A 17,725-nucleotide genomic window follows, 5' to 3' on the forward strand; every position below is an offset into this window, starting at 1 on the left:
ACTTTACAACTATTTTTACTCTTCGTCTTTAAAATTAAAAGGATAATCTCCAAAAATCGGAGCTAGTTTACGAACTGCATAAGTGTTTCTAGTCATCTTATTAGACAGGGCAATAATCGTTACGCCTTCTTTCATCAAAGTAATATAAGATGAGGTGTTTCCGTGCCACCATCCATTATGAAAATAAAAGTTCTGTCCCGTTTCCCAATTAATCATTCTAATGCCAAGACCGTAATTCTTAGTTCCTTTACGCTCATTGCTATAGCCAGTGTAAACTTGTTTTAATAATTCAGGTTTTAAGAAATCTGGCGATTGTCTTGCGCGATCAAATTTTAAAAGATCTCGTGCAGTCGAGAAGATATTTTTATCTCCGTAAACATTATCTAAATAATCAAAGCCAATTTCTACACCGTTGCCTTTATAAGAAGGAACAATTTTTTTTCTGTCTTTATCATCATCAAAAACATAAGTATGAGTCATTCCCAAAGGCTTAAAAATCATTTCAGACATGGCTTCTTTATAACTTAAGCCCGTAATTTTTTCTATAATAAGAGCCAGCATGGCATAATTCGTATTGCAATAACTAAAACGTGTTCCAGTTTTAGCTTCCAAACCAATATCTTTTGTAGCCAGAATATCTAAAATGTCTTTATTGGTTAATTGATTATGTCTGTCCCAAATCGATTTGTCGCGGTCTGTGAAATAAGCGTAATTACGCATTCCTGTGCGGTGATCCAATAACATTCTTATGGTACATTCTTCGTATGGGAAAGTTTTTAAAATAGTATTTACTTTTTGGTCCAAATCGATTTTACCTGCGTTAACCAATTTTAAAACCGCTGTGGCAGTTAGCACTTTGCTCACAGAAGCAATTTGTACAGGTGTTTCAGGAGTTATCTCCGTTCCTTCATTTTTATTGGCATAACCATTATATCTTTCAAATAAAATTTGTCCATTTTTGGCCACTAAGAAGCTTCCATTCATGGTATTATTTGGCCAATTTTTGTTGTAAAAGTGATTTATTCTGCCGACAACTGAGTTTTTATAAGCCTGTGAAACTTTCGGTTCAGCTCCTAACGGCTTCATTTTAGGTAAGGTATCTTCGACTGTCTGAGTTGTATCTGTGGCTGCTGTTTTGTTTTGGCCACATGAACTTAAAACCAGTATTGAAAAAAGTATTTGTGGTATCTTTGTTTTTTTAAGGAAAATCATTTGCATCGTTCTTTAAAAACAAATATATCGAATTCAATTTTGTTGTATTCTTGGTTCTGGGGCTCTATTTTGTGTTTTTTAACATTTTTTTAAGAAAACTAAATTTTACTCGGTTGTTTTTCAGCTTTTAACGGTTTTGGAACATTTTAAATAGAATTTTTGAAACAAAATTTTAACTAAATTTGTTATATTTGAAACAAATATGTTTTAAAAAGTTATATTATTAAATACTAAAAAACCAATCTAATGAAATTTGGAATCATAAAAGAGAGAAAAAACCCGCCTGACAGAAGAGTTGTTTTTTCTCCAAATGAATTGACAAGATTAAAGCAACTTTATCATGATGCCTCTGTAAAAGTCGAAAGTTCAGATATCAGAATTTTTTCTGATGATGACTATAAAAATATGGGAATTACCGTTACTGATGATGTTTCTGACTGCGATGTTTTATTTGGTGTGAAAGAAGTTCCTGTAGAAAGCTTGATTCCAAATAAAGCGTATTTCTTTTTTTCTCATACAATTAAAAAACAGCCTCATAATAGAAAATTACTTCAGGCGATTTTAGAAAAAAATATTGATTTATACGATCATGAAACGATTGTAAACGAACACGATCATCGTTTAATTGGTTTTGGAAAATATGCTGGAATGGTTGGGGTTTATAACGGAATCCGTGCATTCGGAATTAAATTCGAATTGTTCAAACTTCCAAAAGCAGAAACTCTTTCAGGAAAAGAAGATTTGATAAAACACTTAAAGCGCATTACAATGCCAGCTCTGAAATTTGTAGTTACTGGAACTGGAAAGGTTGGGAGCGGAGCCAAAGAAATTTTGGATGCTATAAAAGTGAAAGAAATTACAATTGATAATTATTTGACTAAAAAATATGCTCAAGCGGTTTATGTGCAATTGGATGTTTTGGAATACAACAAAAGGAAAAACGGGCAGGTTTTGGATTTTGTAGATTTTGTTAAGCATCCAGAAGAGTATGAATCTGATTTTGAACGATTCACGAAAGTATCTGACATTTATTTTGCTGGACATTTTTATGCCAATAATGCACCGATGATTTTAACCAAAGAAATGCTGAACGCAAGCGACTGCAAATTGAAAGTGGTAGCTGATATTTCTTGTGATGTTAACGGTCCGATTGCTTGTACAATACGTTCGTCAACCATTGAAGATCCCTTATATGGGTATTTTCCGTTAGAAGATCGTGAAGTGGATCTTTTTCATCCAGCTGCAGTTGCAGTAATGGCAGTAGATAATCTGCCGTGTGAAATTCCAAAAGATGCCAGCGAAGGTTTTGGAGAACAATTTATGGAACACGTAATTCCAGCTTTCTTCAACGGTGATAAAGACGGAATCTTAAAACGCGCCAAAATCACTGAAAACGGAAAACTAACAGAAAGATTCAGTTATTTACAGGATTATGTAGACGGTAAATAAGTTATGAGTTTTGAGTTATGAATTATGAGTTAGCCGACTTTGTCTATAAAATAAAAAGGAGAAACATTTATGTTTCTCCTTTTATTATTTACGTTAGAGTAATAACTCATAATTCATAACTCATAATTCATAACTCAAACCATATCTTCAGGTTTTACCCAAGCATCAAAATCTTCTGGAGTTACATAACCAAGTCGGACAGCTTCTTCTTTTAAAGTTGTTCCGTTTTTGTGAGCGGTTTGAGCAATTTCAGCAGCTTTATAATATCCAATTTTGGTGTTTAAAGCAGTGACTAGCATAAGCGAATTATCTACTAATTCTTTGATGCGTTTATGATTTGGTTCGATTCCCTGTGCGCAATGTTCGTCAAAAGAAACACAGGCATCACCTAATAATTGTGCCGATTGTAAAAAATTGGCTGCCATTACAGGTTTGAAAACATTCAGTTCATAGTGCCCTTGCATACCGCCAACAGCAATTGCCATATCATTTCCAATAACTTGAGCGCAAACCATGGTTAAAGCTTCACATTGCGTTGGATTTACTTTTCCAGGCATAATAGAAGAACCTGGCTCATTTTCAGGAATATGAATTTCGCCAATTCCAGAACGAGGACCTGACGCCAGCATTCTAACATCGTTGGCAATTTTATTTAAAGAGACAGCCAATTGTTTTAAAGCTCCGTGTGTTTCTACAATTGCATCGTGTGCTGCAAGCGCTTCAAACTTATTTTCTGCCGTTACAAAAGGATGGTTGGTAAATTTTGCGATATATTCTGCGACTTTTACATCATATCCTTTTGGAGTGTTTAATCCTGTTCCAACAGCTGTTCCTCCAAGAGCGATTTCAGATAAATGGGATAAAGTATTTTTTAAGGCTTTTAATCCGAAGGCTAGTTGTGCTGCGTAACCTGAAATTTCCTGACCAAGAGTTAATGGTGTCGCATCCATTAAGTGCGTACGGCCGATTTTGACAACATCTTTAAATTCTGCAGCTTTTTTGGCTAGGGTAGCATGAAGTTTTTCGATACCAGGAATGGTAGTTTCTACGACCATTTTGTAAGCGGCAATATGCATTCCAGTTGGGAAAGTGTCATTTGACGATTGGGATTTGTTTACATCGTCGTTGGCTTTTATAAATTGTTCGCCTTCGCCAATTTCAAAACCTTTAAGGACTTGAGCGCGGTTGGCAATTACTTCGTTTACGTTCATATTGCTTTGCGTTCCAGAACCCGTCTGCCAGATTACAAGAGGGAATTGGTCATCTAGTTTTCCCTCAAGAATTTCGTCACAAACTGCTGCAATTGCATCTCTTTTTTCGATTGGCAAAACGCCTAAATCGTAATTGGCATAAGCAGCTGCTTTTTTGAGATAGGCAAAACCTTCTATGATTTCTTTTGGCATTGATGCCGCCGGCCCAATTTTGAAATTATTTCTAGATCGTTCTGTTTGTACACCCCAATATTTATCGGCTGGGACTTGAACTTCGCCCATTGTGTCTTTTTCTATTCTGTATTTCATTATGTTGTATGTAAAAATGTTATTTGTAAAAATGTTATTTGTAAAAATGTTATTTGTAAAAATGTTATTTGTAAAAATGTTATTTGTAAAATGTGAAATGTTTTGATGAAATTCCTCTGAACTCTTTTAGAGAAAGGGATTGTATGCCCTAAAAAAGCTTATTTAAAATGAGTATAAATATACGGATAAATGTTATTTAACGAAAATTGATTTAGATTTTATTGCTGAGAAAAAATATATACCCTACATTTGTGGTAACATTCAAAAATTCCGGAAAACATGTTTGAATTTTCACAGTACTTAGGTTTTTTACTTTTCTTAACCATACTAACTATAGGGTTTTGGTTAATGTTTTTCTTGGTAGGTTTCTTATCTTATTGGGTAACAGGAGCTAGCTGGGAAATGATTAAAGAAAAAAGAGCCAGAAAAAGACAAGAAGAGCAATCTATTTAATTTTAGATTGATGTCATAAAAAAAGAACCCAAAAGGTTCTTTTTTTTGTGCCCAAAAAAGGAAATTCCAATATCAAAAATTCCAAATTCAAATTTGACAAGCTTATTTAAACCCGACAGGTTTTTAAGACTTGTCGGGTTTTGTTCGAAATAGAAAAATCCAAATTCCAATGATAAAATTGGAATTTGGATTTTTTTATTGGAATTTTTTGTCCAAATTGGAATTTAAAAGATTTTATCCAGGAAAATCTCCGCCGCCGTCTCCACCGCCATCATTTCTTGGCTGTGCATTTTTATCTCTTTCACCTTTTGGTTTATTGAAACGGTATGTGAATGATAAATTGAACTGACGTTTACGGAATTGGAATTCGCTATATGAACTTACATCATCTAAATACGTGTACGATCTCATTTTTCTTGAATTGAATACGTCGCTAATGTTGAAAGCAATAGTTCCTTTGTCTTTCATGACATCTTTGCTGAAAGCAGTATTCATTCCGAATTGGCCTAAGTTTTTACCTTGAGCTGTTTTTTGTTCTCCGTTGTACATTGCTGTCAACTGCCAGTCAATTTTGTACGGAAGTGTAACTTTAGAGTTTACTCTTGCAAACCAAGAATTAGCTTGATTGTCTAAATTCTGAACAATAAGATTTCCTTGTGTATCTGTATAACTATGTTCTCCTGTAGTTTTTACATTGAAGAAGTTAAAGTTACTGTTTAATTTCCACCATTTGAATGGAGTGTAATTGAACGTAAATTCGAAACCAAATTTTTGCTCTTTTCCTAAGTTAATAGGTTGGCTTTTGATTACAGGCACTCCATTAACTTCGTCTCCAGTAGGAGATCGTACAAAGCTGAAAACATCTTTTGTGTCTTCAAAATATGCCGATGTATTGAAGGTTACTTTATCCCATTTTTTGATGTAGCCAATATCATATTTGTCTGTCAAAGAAGGATCTAAGTCTGGATTTCCTTGAAAGATGTTAACGTTACTAGCGTAGTTAACTGCTGGGTTCATGAAACGTCCTCTTGGTCTTGACAAACGTTTGCTATAGCTTGCAGAGAAATTACTTTGATCTGAGATTTCGTAACTAATAAAAGCACTTGGAAATAAGTTGTTGTATTTTTTGGTATTGAAATCGCTATTGTCTAGCAAATTAACATGGATGTCTGTGTCTTCCCATCTTAAACCAAATAAATAAGAGAATTTATTTACTTTGAAACCATACTGTGTGTAAAGCGCATTGATGTTTTCTTTGTATTCTAAAGTATTTGATAAATTAGGATCTTTTGCTCCTCCATTTTCAGTTACATAATATTCGTTGTTTAGATCTCCAAAACTTCCTTTATATCCTGCTTCAAACTGGCTTCCTTTTCCTAGCGGAAGAACATAATCTGCCTGAAATAATACTTGTTTTTGGATCTGATCGTTTAAAGTATTATTGAAATTCGGTGAGGCTGTAATAGTGCTGTAGCTATCATCTGTGTTTCTTGAAATAGAAAGGTCTGCGGTAAGTTTGTGTCCCTTATCGTTGAAATTCTTAATCAAATTAGAAGTGTACTCAAAGTTTTCGCTTCCAGTATCTGCGTTGTTTAAACGATACGTTGTTCCAGTAAAATTGCGATTGGCATCGTAATTGTAATAATTGATCAAATCTCTATCGTCACCCGTATTTTTTTGGTAGTTGATAGCATTTGTCCAGAATGTAGACGGGGTTATGGTCCATTCAACACCAGCTCTTGCATTGAATCCGTTTCTGATACGTTTTGTATCGCGGTCTTCGTCTAAGAAACTTTTTGTTGTACCGTCTGGATTTAAATATTCAGAATTGGTCTGGCCAGCTCCTTCTGTAGTTCTGTAGTTGTAACCAGCAGTTGTAAAATAGTTTAACTTTTCAGTTTTGTAGTTTAAGTTAGCACTTAATCCATACGTTTCTGGTAAACCTGTTGAAGCAATAAAAGTTCCGTTGAAACCTTGATTTTTTCCTTTTTTAAGAACAATATTGATAATTCCAGAACCACCCTCAGCATCATAACGCGCTGATGGGTTTGTAATTACTTCTACTTTGTCAATTGCGTCCGCTGGAAGCTGTCTTAAAGCTTCTGCAATATTTATAGCTTGCGAAGGTCTTCCGTCAATTAAAATACGAATGTTGTCGCTTCCTCTTAAACTTACATTTCCTTCTGTATCAACAGAAACAGAAGGGACGTTGTCTAAAACATCGCTAACACTTCCGCCTTTTACAATCATATCCTGACCAACGTTGTAAACTTTTTTGTCCAGTTTGATTTCTACAGTCGATTTTTCAGCGCGAACTACAACTTCGTTTAGTTGTGCAGCATCTTCAGATAGGTTTACGACACCTAAATTGGTATCGCCTTGAATGCTTTTCTGTTTAATTTCAGTCGATTTGAATGAAATGAACTCCACTTTTATATCGTAAGTTCCGGGTGCAACCGCAACTTCAAATTCTCCTTTCGGATTCGTAATACCTCCAGCAACAACTTTTGTATCATTTGGAGCAGTAAGTGAAATTGTAGCATACTCTAATGGTTGTTTGCTTACTTTCTCGAAAACTTTTCCGGTGACTTTTACTTTGGGTCTGCCTCCGGGACCTTGTTGAGAGTAATTGTAGAAACTTGTAAACATGAATACAAGCAATACAGCAAATTTGATTTTTTTCATTTTCTGGTTTTCTTTTTCTCTTTAGACGCCAAATGTAGTTTTTGGTTTAAAGAGAAGAATCACAAAAAAATGTTAATAGGGTATTTTAGAATCAATCTAAAAAAGAAGCAACAAGTTCTGGGTCTCGGCCAATTATAGCTTTTCCGTCTTTTACAACAATTGGACGCTCTATTAAAATTGGGTTTTCTACCATGGCATTTATAATCTCGTCATCGCTCAAGGTTTTTTCTTTAAAATTTTCGATCCAGATTTTTTCCTTAATTCTAATGAGTTGGATTGGCTCTAAATTTAGTTGACCTAATAATGTTTTTAATTGGTCAAAAGATGGAGTTTCAGTTAAGTAAGGTATGATTTCAAAATCCTGATTCGATTTTTCAATAAAAGCTAGGCAATTTCTCGATTTTCCGCATCTTGGATTGTGGTAAATTTGTATCATTTTGTTATATTTAAACGTTTAATATTCGTAAAATAAAAAGGCGGTATTTTAGTGCTATCAAAAGTAAGATTAACTTATCGAATTTGAATTCTCATTTTTTAAAATTTTAAATTTATGTTTTTAGAACAAGGAATTAAGCCCGAAAATAAATTTTGGAAATATCTGGTAGGATCAGTTTTTATTATTTCGGCATCTTTTATAGGGCAAATTCCAATTACAGCAGCTGTATTTTATAAAACATTCACAGAACATATTGCTTTCCCAACTACAAATGAAGAAATAATGAAAATGTTTGAGTCCAATACAACTCTTTTTCTGATAATGATTTCTTTCATTTTTGCTTTTGCAGGAATTTATTTTGTGGTTAAATATATTCATCGCCAAACTCTATTGTCGGTGACAACTTCAAGATCTAAAGTGGATTGGAAAAGAATCTTGTTTTCTTTCTTTTTATGGTCATTTTTCTCCTTGCTCAGTTTTTTGTTCGTATATTTAAGATCTCCTGAGCAATTCGTATTGCAGTTTAAATTAGTTCCTTTTTTGACATTAGCAGTTTTAGGATGCATTTTAATTCCGATTCAGACTTCAACTGAAGAATATGTTTTTAGAGGTTATTTAATGCAGGGATTTGCCAATTTAGCTCAGAATAGATGGTTTCCGCTCTTAATGACTTCTGTCATATTTGGCTCGATGCATTGGACCAATCCTGAAGTTGAAAAAATGGGAGGTGTTATCATGATTTATTATATAGGAACGGGATTGTTTTTGGGTGTAATAACGCTGATGGATGAAGGGATGGAATTGGCACTCGGATTTCATGCTGCAAACAATCTTGTTGGAGCATTATTGGTTACTTCAGATTGGACTGTTTTTCAAACCAATTCTATATTTAAAGATCTTTCAGAACCTTCAGCAGGAATTGATGTAATTCTGCCAGTGGTTATTATTTATCCTATTCTGCTCATTATTTTTAGTAAAAAATATGGCTGGACAAATTGGAAAGAAAAGCTAACAGGAAAAATTAGTAATGTCGAATTAAATGCTTAAGATTATGCAAAACTTAACTCAAAATAACGTTCACAATTATTTCAAATTAAATGGATACCATCTAAATGCAAAAGACTTGTGCCGTGTCGCTTATAGTTATATTAAAGAAGGAGATGCATATGAACAATCTATTGGAGAGTTCTTTTTAGACTGGTTTGATAAAAAAGATTATATCGAAATGACGACCTCTGGAACAACAGGACTTCCAAAACTGGTTAGATTAAAAAAACAAGCCATGATTCAATCGGCTTTGGCTACAGGTGATTTTTTTGGTTTGGAGCCAGGAGATAAAGCTTTATTATGTTTGCCAACGCAATTTATAGCAGGGAAGATGATGCTGGTGAGAAGTTTAATTTTAGGATTGGAATTAGATGTGGTTTCGCCAAGTCTGCATCCATTACAATTCAATACGACGACCTACGATTTTGTGGCAATGGTGCCGCTTCAGGTTCAAAACTCTATAGACGGACTTTCTAAAGTACGCAAATTAATTATTGGCGGAGCTAAATTAGATTCGGCTCTTGAGGAAAAGCTTTTGCCTTTAAAAACAGAAATCTACGAAACTTATGGAATGACCGAAACAATTACGCATATTGGGGCGAAACGTTTGGGGGATTCTGTTTTTTCGATTCTTCCAAATGTCAAAATCTCTCAGGACGATCGTCAATGCTTGGTGATTCATGTAGCTACAATTTCTGATGAGCCAATTGTCACAAATGATTTGGTAGAGTTGGTGAATGAACAGCAGTTTAAGTTTTTAGGTCGAATTGATAATGTAATCAATAGTGGAGGGGTAAAGCTGATTCCAGAACAGATTGAAGCTAAACTGACAGGAAAAATTGCTAATAGATTTTTTGTGACAGGACTTCCAGATACTACTTTAGGAGAAAAACTAGTTTTGGTTATAGAAGGAGAAAAACAAGAATTTGAACCTGATTTCTTTGATGTTTTAGGGAAATACGAGAAGCCAAAAGAAATAGTCTTCGTTTCAAAATTCAAAGAAAATGAAAATGGAAAGTTGTTGCGAAAACCTACTTTACAAGATTAAATACTAATCTTTTAAATTCGAAGTTTTCGCAATTTTGTCATTTCGACGTAAGGAGAAATCTTCGATAGAAATTCTACAAAGATTTGCTTATTGGAGCGGAGCTACTTGCGAAGATTTCTCCTTACGTCGAAATGACAAAGCTATATGGCATTAGAAAAAATAAAAAATTCCAAATTCCAAGTTTTAAGATTGGAATTTGGAATTTTAATATTGAGTATTCCGAAATAAATCGGATTTTGGAATTTATTTTTTACGTTCCATAAGTGCCATGTAAAAACCATCAAAACCAGATTCTGAAGCTAACATTTTACGATCTTCAATAAAAGTAAATTGTTTTCCGATTTCTGTTTTTAAGAATTTCTCTACCTGTTCTTGGTTTTCTGATGGAAGAACTGAACAAGTTGCATAAACTAATTTTCCGCCTGGTTTTACAATTTTAGAATAGCTTTCTAAAACCTCGCTCTGAACTTTACGAATGTTGTCGATAAATTCAGGTTGTAATTTCCATTTAGAATCTGGGTTTCTTTTCAAAACGCCTAATCCGCTACAAGGCGCATCAATTAAAACACGATCAGCTTTTTCGTGTAATTTTTTAATCACTTTTGTGCTGTCGATGATGCGATATTCAATATTAAAAGCACCATTTCTTTTTGCTCTTAATTTCAATTGCTTCAATTTACTTTCGTACAAGTCCATTGCAATCAATTGTCCTTTATTCTGCATTAAAGAAGCCATGTGTAATGTTTTTCCGCCCGCACCTGCGCAAGTGTCTACTACGCGCATTCCTGGTTTTACATCTAAAAAGTCTGCAACTAACTGGGAGTTGGCATCTTGAACTTCAAAAAGTCCTTGTTTAAAAGCGTCTGTCAAAAATACGTTTGCTCTTTCTTTTAAAACAAGAGCATCTGGCTGATCTTTTAAATATTCAGTTTCAATATTTAAATCCATTAAAGTATTTCTAAGACTTTCTTTTGTACCTTTTAAAGTATTAGTTCTCAAGATAACTTTTGCCGGCTGATTTTGCGCTGCAATTTCTTTTACCCAAACTTTTTCTCCAAGTTCTTTTACGCCCAATTCATCCATCCAATCTGGAATAGATTCTTTTATGGCTCTAGTTTTAGATAATTCATCAAAGCGACCTTTGATTTTTCTTTCAGGAGTTCCTTCCAGTTGTCTCCAATCTGGAATTGGATAACCGCGTAAAACAGCCCAAACCGCAAACATTCTCCATAGATTATCTCTGTCGTAAGGTTCTTTTACTTCGGCAATTTCTGCATATAATCTTTTCCAGCGAACAATTTCGTATATCGTTTCAGCAACAAACTTCCTGTCAGAACTTCCCCAACGTTTGTCTTTTTTTAATGCTCTGGCTACCACTTTATCAGCATATTCTCCTTCGTTGAAAATGGCATTCAAAGAGTCAATGGTAGTATAAACTAAATTTCTGTGTAATCTCATTTCTATAATTTGAGTTGCAAAGTTACTATTAATTGATTGAAAGTTAAATTTTTAATACTGAATCTTAATCTAACTCGTATTAAAAGAAAAAAACACTCCAAATTAGAGTGTTTTTTTGAATTATTTAAAAGCCTATTATTTTGTAATACGCGTTAATCCAATATTTTCTGGAGCGTGAAGCACCATCGGGAATTTTTCTATTTTAACAGAACTGCTGTCTAGACCAAAAGCTCTTTCCTCAGACAAACTCAGTTTTTTTATGAAGAAATAAGAGTTCATGATAATATTTTCATGCCATCTTAAATCGTTGTCGTTTGATAAGAATTTCTCAGACAATACAAATTTAAAGTCTCCAATAATATTATTCTTGTTTAAAGATTCGTAACGGCTGGTAATATCTACTTCACCTCGTTTTACCATGTCTTTGATAACTTCTCTAAACATCAAATTGATTTTGGTTGGCTCTCTAAATCCTAAGTTAAAATCAATTCTATAAATATCGTCTTTCGCAATTTCTGTTACTTTATATTGCGTTTTGTAAGGTTCAGTTAAAATATTAACGTGAACAAACCAATAAATATCAGCTCTTTTTGGACGTTTTTGAAGGATCGAATAAATTACTTTTTCTTCCAATTCATCAACGCGATTTGCATTGGTCATATAAACCAAATGTGTGGCATATTTCGGAATGGATAAATCTTGGCTTAACTCTACCAGAACTTGCTTGTAATCATCAACTTTGACCACCTTAGTGTAGTTTTTGTTGATTTTCTTAGCTAGATACCAGATTGTCATCACAGAAATAAGTAAACTCGCAATAATTAATGTTACGTAACCACCTTCGGCAAATTTGGTAATATTAGCAAAAAGGAAGCTGAACTCAATCAATAAATAAATTGTAATTAACGGTACCATAAAGTACAGTTTTACACGTTTCATGATTAAGTAGTAATTCAATAATATGGTTGTCATGATCATACACAAAATAATGGCAAGACCATACGCATGCTCCATGTTTCCTGATTTCTCGAAATGTAAAACGATTCCAACACAGCCAAAAAACAATAGCCAGTTGATTGACGGAATGTACAATTGACCTTTTACTTCTGTTGGATATTTGATTTTTACTTTTGGCCAGAAGTTCAGACGCATAGCCTCGTTAATTAATGTAAACGAACCAGAGATAAGCGCTTGAGATGCAATTACAGCGGCAAGAGTTGCAACTACGATTCCGAAAGGTAAAAACCAATGTGGCATAATCAAGTAAAACGGATTTCCGTTTTCACCTCCTAATTGCTGTAATGTGCTTCCTTCGTGGTGAATTAAATAAGCGGCTTGTCCAAAATAGTTTAAAACTAAAGTGGTTTTCACAAAAATCCAGCTAATTCTAATGTTTTTTCTTCCACAGTGTCCCATGTCAGAATATAAAGCCTCAGCTCCAGTTGTACATAAGAAAACAAATCCAAGAACGAAGAAACCATCAGGATGTATCGATAATAAATGATAAGCATAATAAGGATTAATCGCTTTAATTACTTCAGGATAATTCAATACCTGAATTGCTCCTAGTGTACCCAACATAGCGAACCAGATTAACATCATTGGAGCAAAGAATTTTCCAACCAATTTAGTTCCAAATTGCTGAATAGTAAATAAAACGAATAAAATGGTAATTACGATGTACACGATAGTTTGTGTCTGCATCGTTGGGTAAAATGCCCTAATTCCTTCTACAGCAGAAGAAATCGAAATAGGCGGGGTTATAATTCCGTCGGCGAGCAGGGCGCTACCACCAATAATCGCGGGTACTATAAGCCATTGAATTTTAGTTTTCTTTACCAATGCATATAAGGCAAAAATCCCTCCTTCACCGTGGTTGTCTGCACTTAAAGTAATAAGTACATATTTAATTGTAGTTTGTAATGTAAGCGTCCAAAACACACAAGAAATGCCTCCTAAAACAATATCAGCATTTATTGTATGGTCACCCAAAATAGCCTTCATTACGTACAGTGGAGAAGTACCAATATCTCCATAAATAATCCCTAAAGTAATCAATAAACCCCCTATAGACAACTTACTATGTAAGTTTTTATGCGATGCGCTCATGTATAATTTTATAAAAAGACGGTTGCAAATTTACTGTTTTAAAACAAATTAGAGGCAATTAAAATTAAAAAGATAAAAAAAAGCACAATCGTAAAATTGTGCTTTCTTTTTTGAATATTATTTATTTCGAAAATTAACCTCTTCTGCCATTTCCTCTAGAACTCGAACCGTTATCTCTTTGGCTCTGTCCCCCTCTAGATTCTTGGTTTCCTCTAGAAGGTTCTTGGCTCATACGTGGTGATTCTGAACGTTGGCTTTGCTGTGGTCTAGCAGAATAGTCTCTGTTTGAATTGCTAGACTGGTTTTCAGAATAACTTCTTGAACTTCTTTCAGCTCTTGGAGCAGATGCCTCTCGGTTAGAATATCCTCTTGATGTGCTAGAAGTATTTCCGTTTCCGTAATCTACTCTTGGAGTATTCTGAACTCGAGCTGCATTTTCATTTCTTTGAGAATTATAACCATTATTTGAATAACCACCACGATTTGTGCTTCTTTCTGTGCTTACACTTTCAGTACTTCTGCCTGTAGTGTTATAACCTCTATTGGTATTGTTGCTTCTGTCTACAGATGATCTGTTTGTTGCATTTCTGTTTTCAGCATATGTTCTGTTAGAAATACCATTATCAGATGTTGTTCTTCCTGTATAATTTCTATTGGTGTTATACGTATTTCGGCTAGTTTCTCTGTTTGCTACACGTCTTTGTTCTAATTCATATCTATTAGATGTGTTTGCGTGTCTTTCAGCAAAACTGTAGTTAGGACGCATTCTTTCGTAACCGTAACTGCGTCTTGTTTCATAAATAGCAGGGGCTCTGTAGCTTCTTCTCACATTTACATAGTTATATGTATTGTGTACGTTGATGCAAACATTGATGTTATTTCTATATCTGTAAACAGGGTAAGGTCTCCAAGCAGTATAATAAGTTGGATAATAACCCCAATACCAAGTTGAATAATACGGTCTGTAATTTGTTACCCAAAATGAAGTGTAAATAACAGGTGCCACACTATAAACAGGCTCATAAATGTAATTTGCTCCGTATAAGTAAGCGTTTCCAACAATTTGAACGCTCACTTTATTGTAATTGTCTCTTTCTACATCTATTGTAGCAACGTCTTGGTAAACATCACGGTCCAAAACTGCTTGTATTATTACAACGTGAGTTCTGTTTTCAACACTTTCGATTACACGAAGATAGTCTACTTCGTCATCTCCGTTAAGGTCAAGATTTGATATTTGATATTTCGGATCATTTAAACGTCTTTCAAAATCTTGAAGATTGGCTGATTCTCCAAACATCGAAGCAACAGCTCTTAAATCTAAGTTATCGCTTATATCTGAGTTTTTTGCATAAACAGTAGTTTGACTTTGCGCAGCGCAAGAACCAAAAACTAGGGCTGATATTGCTATTAAAAGTAAATTCGCTTTCATGGCTAATTTGTATTAAATTATTTTGTGTTATGAGATATCCAATTACTGTGCCACAAAATTTATTTAATGCAGGATGAATTTTATAATGCTGATTTTTAATGTTTTAAATTTTTAGAATAGTAGTTTTGTGACTTTTTTATATAAAGTTCTGTAAATGAAACAATAAATGAGCTTAGCAAAAAAATAGGGAAATTAATTTTCCATGTGGGAATTAATTGTATTTTAGCGTTAACCAAATTTTAAGTTTCCTATGAAAAAACTCGCTTTATTTTGTGTTATTTTTATTTTATTGATGTCTTTTAGATCATTTAATTATAAAACTGACGTTGCTTACAATAATGGCTTTACTTCAATGACGGTAGATACATTATTTAAAGACAGAATTAGTATTAGAGCAATTCTTATTGATAAAAATAAAGTTTGGTATGGTGCCGATAATTCTCGTTTTGGGTATTATGATTTGGATAAAAAAGAAAAATTTGAAGAACATATTTATCGCGATACATTAAAGTTAGAATTTAGAAGTATAGCGCAAACTTCAAAAGATATTTTTTTATTGAGTGTGGCAAATCCAGCGCTTTTGTATTCAGTTTCTAAAAAAGACCGCAAAGTTAAATTGGTTTACAAAGAAGTTAATCCAAAAGTATTTTACGATAGCATGCAGTTTTGGAACGACAAGGAAGGAATTGCAATTGGTGACCCAACAGAAGATACTTTTTCAATTATTGTTACTCGTGATGGCGGAGAGACTTGGACCAAACTGCTTTCTGATAAACTGCCGACAAATAGCACGGGAGAAGCAGCCTTTGCAGCCAGCAATACAAATATCGTTATAAAAGGTAATGATACTTGGTTGGTTTCAGGCGGAAGAAAAGCGCGTGTTTTTTATTCTCCAGATAAGGCAAAAACATGGAAAGTTGTAGAAACCCCAATTGTGCAAGGAAAACAGATGACAGGAATTTTTACTGCCGATTTTTATGATTCTAAACAAGGTTTTATTGCAGGAGGAGATTATGATCTTCCTAATAATAAAGCCAATAATAAAGCTTTTACAAAAGACGGCGGCAAGACTTGGCAATTAATTGGTCAGAATATGGGATTTGGTTATGCGTCATGTATACAATATGTTCCTGGAGGTAATGGAAGAGAAATTGTTTGTGTTGGTTCTGAAGGAATACAATATTCTCAAAATGGAGGAGAAAACTGGATGCAGCTTTCTACAGATAACAAATTTTTTACCATTCGATTTGTGAACAGAAATACTGCGATCGCAGCGGGACACAATAAGGTAGTCCGATTGAATTTTAAATAAAAAAATAAACCCTAAATAATAAAGTAAGTATTATTATATAGGGTTCTTATCGCTGTTGTATCGTTAAGATTTAATCCTTATTGGCTTTGTCTCGGTATTGTTGCAATAATTTTCGATTAAAGTCGTCTTCAGATTTTTTAAGTAAGAGTATTTTCTTTGCAGGAAGTACTTTTTTCAGATTGTTCATGTATTTTTCACGAAGCTGATAGATTTCTTTATCTGTACTTTCTATTTGAGATAATAACGTTACAGCTTCTTTGTCTGAAAGATTTTTAAGATTTTCATCTTTTAACTGTTTTATATAAGTCTTCATTTTTAGGTACTTCAATTCATATTGTTTATCATCATAAGCATTATAAATTGGCCAGAATTTTTCAGCTTCGGTTGAAGTTAGTTCTAATTCTGTCGTTAAAAATGACACTTTAAAAGCTTTAATCTTTTCTCGCTTTTCATCAATTTTTCCATTTTGTGCAAAAAATGAAAAACTTGTCAGAAATAGCAATAGCGGTAAAATGTTTTTTATTTTCATTGTTGAGCTAAGTTGTTGAGTTAAGTTTGATTTAATTTTGTTCTGAAATTAAGTGTTCTATGTTTGGGCTTGTAGCTAAAATATCTTCTAAAGTTTCATCTTCTAGAGTAACATCGTTACCTAAATTTTCGATATCGCTGTCATCCAGTTTTTGAATAAGATCGTATTGGCTTATATTAGAATGATAGGATAAATAATTTTCTAAAGTAGCCTCGTCAAGATCGGTTGAATTTGCTCTATAATTATTTATGGCAGGAATTAATATTGCAAAGCCCACTACTGCAGCGGCAGCCATCCAAAGTGTTTTTTTACGTTTGTAAAAAGGAATTACCTTAACTTCTTTTTCGTTTAATTGCTGCAAAACCTTTTCCGAAAAATTATCAAAATAGTTTTCTGGAGCTTTAAAGCCAGATTTTATTTTGGGTTCGTTTTCTAATTTAAATGTTTTCATAATACTTATAAGACAGTTTTAGTTACAAAAGGTTTAATTTGTTGTAACATATAATTCGATTTTTTTTACTGCGTGATGATAAGATGCTTTAAGTGCTCCAACAGATGTCCCTAAAATATCTGCAATTTCTTCATATTTTAACTCTTCAAAATATTTCATTTTGAAAACTAATTGCTGTTTCTCTGGAAGCGTTACAATTGCTTTTTGAAGTTTGATTTGAATTTCATCTCCATCAAAATAGAGATCGGCTTTTAAACCATCAATGGTTTTGTTTTGCAGATCTTCAGAAGAAATTCCACTTAATTTTGCTTTTTGCGATAAAAAAGTCAAAGCTTCATTCGTGGCAATACGATACATCCAGGAAAAAAGTTTACTTTCTCTTTTAAAGTTTTTAAGATTTTGAAAGACTTTTACAAAAGTGTTCTGTAAAACATCGTCAGTATCATCATGATTCAAAACAATGTTTCGAATATGAGAATACAAAGGTTTCTGATAATCAGACAAGAGTTTTTGAAACGCTACATTTTGCGTTTCAGGGGTTAATAGTTGTTTTATAAATTCTTTCTCGTCTATCAAACTTTTTG

The 17,725-nt window shown here is 33.6% G+C and carries 15 protein-coding genes; 5 read left to right on the plus strand and 10 right to left on the minus strand.

Translation table 11 applies throughout. The features are described from left to right. Window positions 1-15: 15 nt before the first annotated feature. Window positions 16-1,218 (minus strand): serine hydrolase domain-containing protein, encoded by a 1,203-nt coding sequence (locus tag FF52_RS20095; protein ID WP_008468458.1) that lies wholly within the window; start codon window positions 1,216-1,218, stop codon window positions 16-18. A 240-nt stretch (window positions 1,219-1,458) separates the two neighbouring features. On the opposite strand from FF52_RS20095, the gene FF52_RS20100 reads away from it, so the two are divergent. Beyond that, the gene (locus FF52_RS20100; RefSeq protein WP_008468459.1) at window positions 1,459-2,661 is read left to right on the plus strand and encodes an NAD(P)-dependent oxidoreductase; all 1,203 of its coding nucleotides are present in this window, start codon (window positions 1,459-1,461) and stop codon (window positions 2,659-2,661) included. Between the two features lie 134 nt (window positions 2,662-2,795). Here FF52_RS20100 and fumC read toward each other — a convergent pair whose 3' ends face one another. Next, window positions 2,796-4,181, minus strand: coding sequence for a class II fumarate hydratase (fumC, locus tag FF52_RS20105; RefSeq protein ID WP_008468462.1), 1,386 nt, complete (start codon window positions 4,179-4,181; stop codon window positions 2,796-2,798). Window positions 4,182-4,460: 279 nt separating this feature from the next. On the opposite strand from fumC, the gene FF52_RS23795 reads away from it, so the two are divergent. Then, a complete protein-coding gene (locus FF52_RS23795) occupies window positions 4,461-4,634 on the plus strand; it encodes a hypothetical protein (protein ID WP_008468464.1) in 174 nt (57 codons plus the stop codon). Between the two features lie 234 nt (window positions 4,635-4,868). On the opposite strand, the gene FF52_RS20115 is transcribed toward FF52_RS23795, so the two are convergent. Then, a complete protein-coding gene (locus tag FF52_RS20115) occupies window positions 4,869-7,319 on the minus strand; it encodes an outer membrane beta-barrel family protein (RefSeq protein WP_008468466.1) in 2,451 nt (816 codons plus the stop codon). 91 nt (window positions 7,320-7,410) lie between these two features. Beyond that, window positions 7,411-7,755: an arsenate reductase (glutaredoxin) gene (gene arsC / locus FF52_RS20120; RefSeq protein ID WP_008468467.1), complete on the minus strand. Its 345-nt coding sequence runs from the start codon at window positions 7,753-7,755 to the stop codon at window positions 7,411-7,413. Between the two features lie 114 nt (window positions 7,756-7,869). Between arsC and FF52_RS20125 the strand changes: the two genes are divergently transcribed. After that, entirely contained in the window at window positions 7,870-8,802 is a 933-nt protein-coding gene (locus tag FF52_RS20125) for a CPBP family intramembrane glutamic endopeptidase (protein WP_008468469.1), read from the plus strand. Between the two features lie 4 nt (window positions 8,803-8,806). Next, the gene (locus FF52_RS20130; protein WP_035692088.1) at window positions 8,807-9,850 is read left to right on the plus strand and encodes an AMP-binding protein; all 1,044 of its coding nucleotides are present in this window, start codon (window positions 8,807-8,809) and stop codon (window positions 9,848-9,850) included. A 243-nt stretch (window positions 9,851-10,093) separates the two neighbouring features. On the opposite strand, the gene FF52_RS20135 is transcribed toward FF52_RS20130, so the two are convergent. The 3 genes from FF52_RS20135 to FF52_RS20145 form a co-directional block, all read right to left on the minus strand. Then, a complete protein-coding gene (locus FF52_RS20135) occupies window positions 10,094-11,308 on the minus strand; it encodes an RsmB/NOP family class I SAM-dependent RNA methyltransferase (protein WP_008468472.1) in 1,215 nt (404 codons plus the stop codon). A gap of 135 nt (window positions 11,309-11,443) precedes the next feature. Further along, a complete protein-coding gene (locus FF52_RS20140; protein ID WP_035692014.1) occupies window positions 11,444-13,417 on the minus strand; it encodes a KUP/HAK/KT family potassium transporter in 1,974 nt (657 codons plus the stop codon). A 133-nt stretch (window positions 13,418-13,550) separates the two neighbouring features. After that, complete coding sequence (locus FF52_RS20145) at window positions 13,551-14,849, minus strand: hypothetical protein (protein ID WP_008468475.1); 1,299 nt, start codon at window positions 14,847-14,849, stop codon at window positions 13,551-13,553. Window positions 14,850-15,099: 250 nt separating this feature from the next. On the opposite strand from FF52_RS20145, the gene FF52_RS20150 reads away from it, so the two are divergent. Then, window positions 15,100-16,161, plus strand: coding sequence for a WD40/YVTN/BNR-like repeat-containing protein (locus tag FF52_RS20150; RefSeq protein ID WP_008468476.1), 1,062 nt, complete (start codon window positions 15,100-15,102; stop codon window positions 16,159-16,161). Window positions 16,162-16,231: 70 nt separating this feature from the next. Here FF52_RS20150 and FF52_RS20155 read toward each other — a convergent pair whose 3' ends face one another. The 3 genes from FF52_RS20155 to FF52_RS20165 are packed head-to-tail and all read right to left on the minus strand — an operon-like array spanning window position 16,232 to window position 17,717. After that, on the minus strand, window positions 16,232-16,690 hold the full coding sequence (locus FF52_RS20155; protein WP_008468477.1) for a hypothetical protein: 459 nt from the start codon (window positions 16,688-16,690) through the stop codon (window positions 16,232-16,234). A 31-nt stretch (window positions 16,691-16,721) separates the two neighbouring features. Further along, entirely contained in the window at window positions 16,722-17,141 is a 420-nt protein-coding gene (locus FF52_RS20160) for a hypothetical protein (protein ID WP_008468478.1), read from the minus strand. Between the two features lie 33 nt (window positions 17,142-17,174). Continuing rightward, a complete protein-coding gene (locus FF52_RS20165) occupies window positions 17,175-17,717 on the minus strand; it encodes an RNA polymerase sigma factor (protein ID WP_008468479.1) in 543 nt (180 codons plus the stop codon). Window positions 17,718-17,725 lie beyond the last annotated feature (8 nt).

Source organism: Flavobacterium sp. F52, from assembly GCF_000278705.1.
In the GTDB taxonomy this organism is placed as follows: Bacteria; Bacteroidota; Bacteroidia; order Flavobacteriales; family Flavobacteriaceae; genus Flavobacterium; species Flavobacterium anhuiense.

Excerpts from the sequence above, each read along its gene's own strand:
- FF52_RS20135 (WP_008468472.1), bottom strand. The coding sequence starts at position 11,308 with ATGAGATTACACAGAAATTTAGTTTATACTACCATTGACTCTTTGAAT.
- arsC (WP_008468467.1), bottom strand. The coding sequence starts at position 7,755 with ATGATACAAATTTACCACAATCCAAGATGCGGAAAATCGAGAAATTGC.
- FF52_RS20100 (WP_008468459.1), top strand. The coding sequence starts at position 1,459 with ATGAAATTTGGAATCATAAAAGAGAGAAAAAACCCGCCTGACAGAAGA.
- FF52_RS20145 (WP_008468475.1), bottom strand. The coding sequence starts at position 14,849 with ATGAAAGCGAATTTACTTTTAATAGCAATATCAGCCCTAGTTTTTGGT.
- FF52_RS20095 (WP_008468458.1), bottom strand. The coding sequence starts at position 1,218 with ATGCAAATGATTTTCCTTAAAAAAACAAAGATACCACAAATACTTTTT.
- FF52_RS20125 (WP_008468469.1), top strand. The coding sequence starts at position 7,870 with ATGTTTTTAGAACAAGGAATTAAGCCCGAAAATAAATTTTGGAAATAT.
- fumC (WP_008468462.1), bottom strand. The coding sequence starts at position 4,181 with ATGAAATACAGAATAGAAAAAGACACAATGGGCGAAGTTCAAGTCCCA.
- FF52_RS20140 (WP_035692014.1), bottom strand. The coding sequence starts at position 13,417 with ATGAGCGCATCGCATAAAAACTTACATAGTAAGTTGTCTATAGGGGGT.
- FF52_RS20160 (WP_008468478.1), bottom strand. The coding sequence starts at position 17,141 with ATGAAAACATTTAAATTAGAAAACGAACCCAAAATAAAATCTGGCTTT.
- FF52_RS20150 (WP_008468476.1), top strand. The coding sequence starts at position 15,100 with ATGAAAAAACTCGCTTTATTTTGTGTTATTTTTATTTTATTGATGTCT.
- FF52_RS20130 (WP_035692088.1), top strand. The coding sequence starts at position 8,807 with ATGCAAAACTTAACTCAAAATAACGTTCACAATTATTTCAAATTAAAT.
- FF52_RS20115 (WP_008468466.1), bottom strand. The coding sequence starts at position 7,319 with ATGAAAAAAATCAAATTTGCTGTATTGCTTGTATTCATGTTTACAAGT.
- FF52_RS20155 (WP_008468477.1), bottom strand. The coding sequence starts at position 16,690 with ATGAAAATAAAAAACATTTTACCGCTATTGCTATTTCTGACAAGTTTT.
- FF52_RS23795 (WP_008468464.1), top strand. The coding sequence starts at position 4,461 with ATGTTTGAATTTTCACAGTACTTAGGTTTTTTACTTTTCTTAACCATA.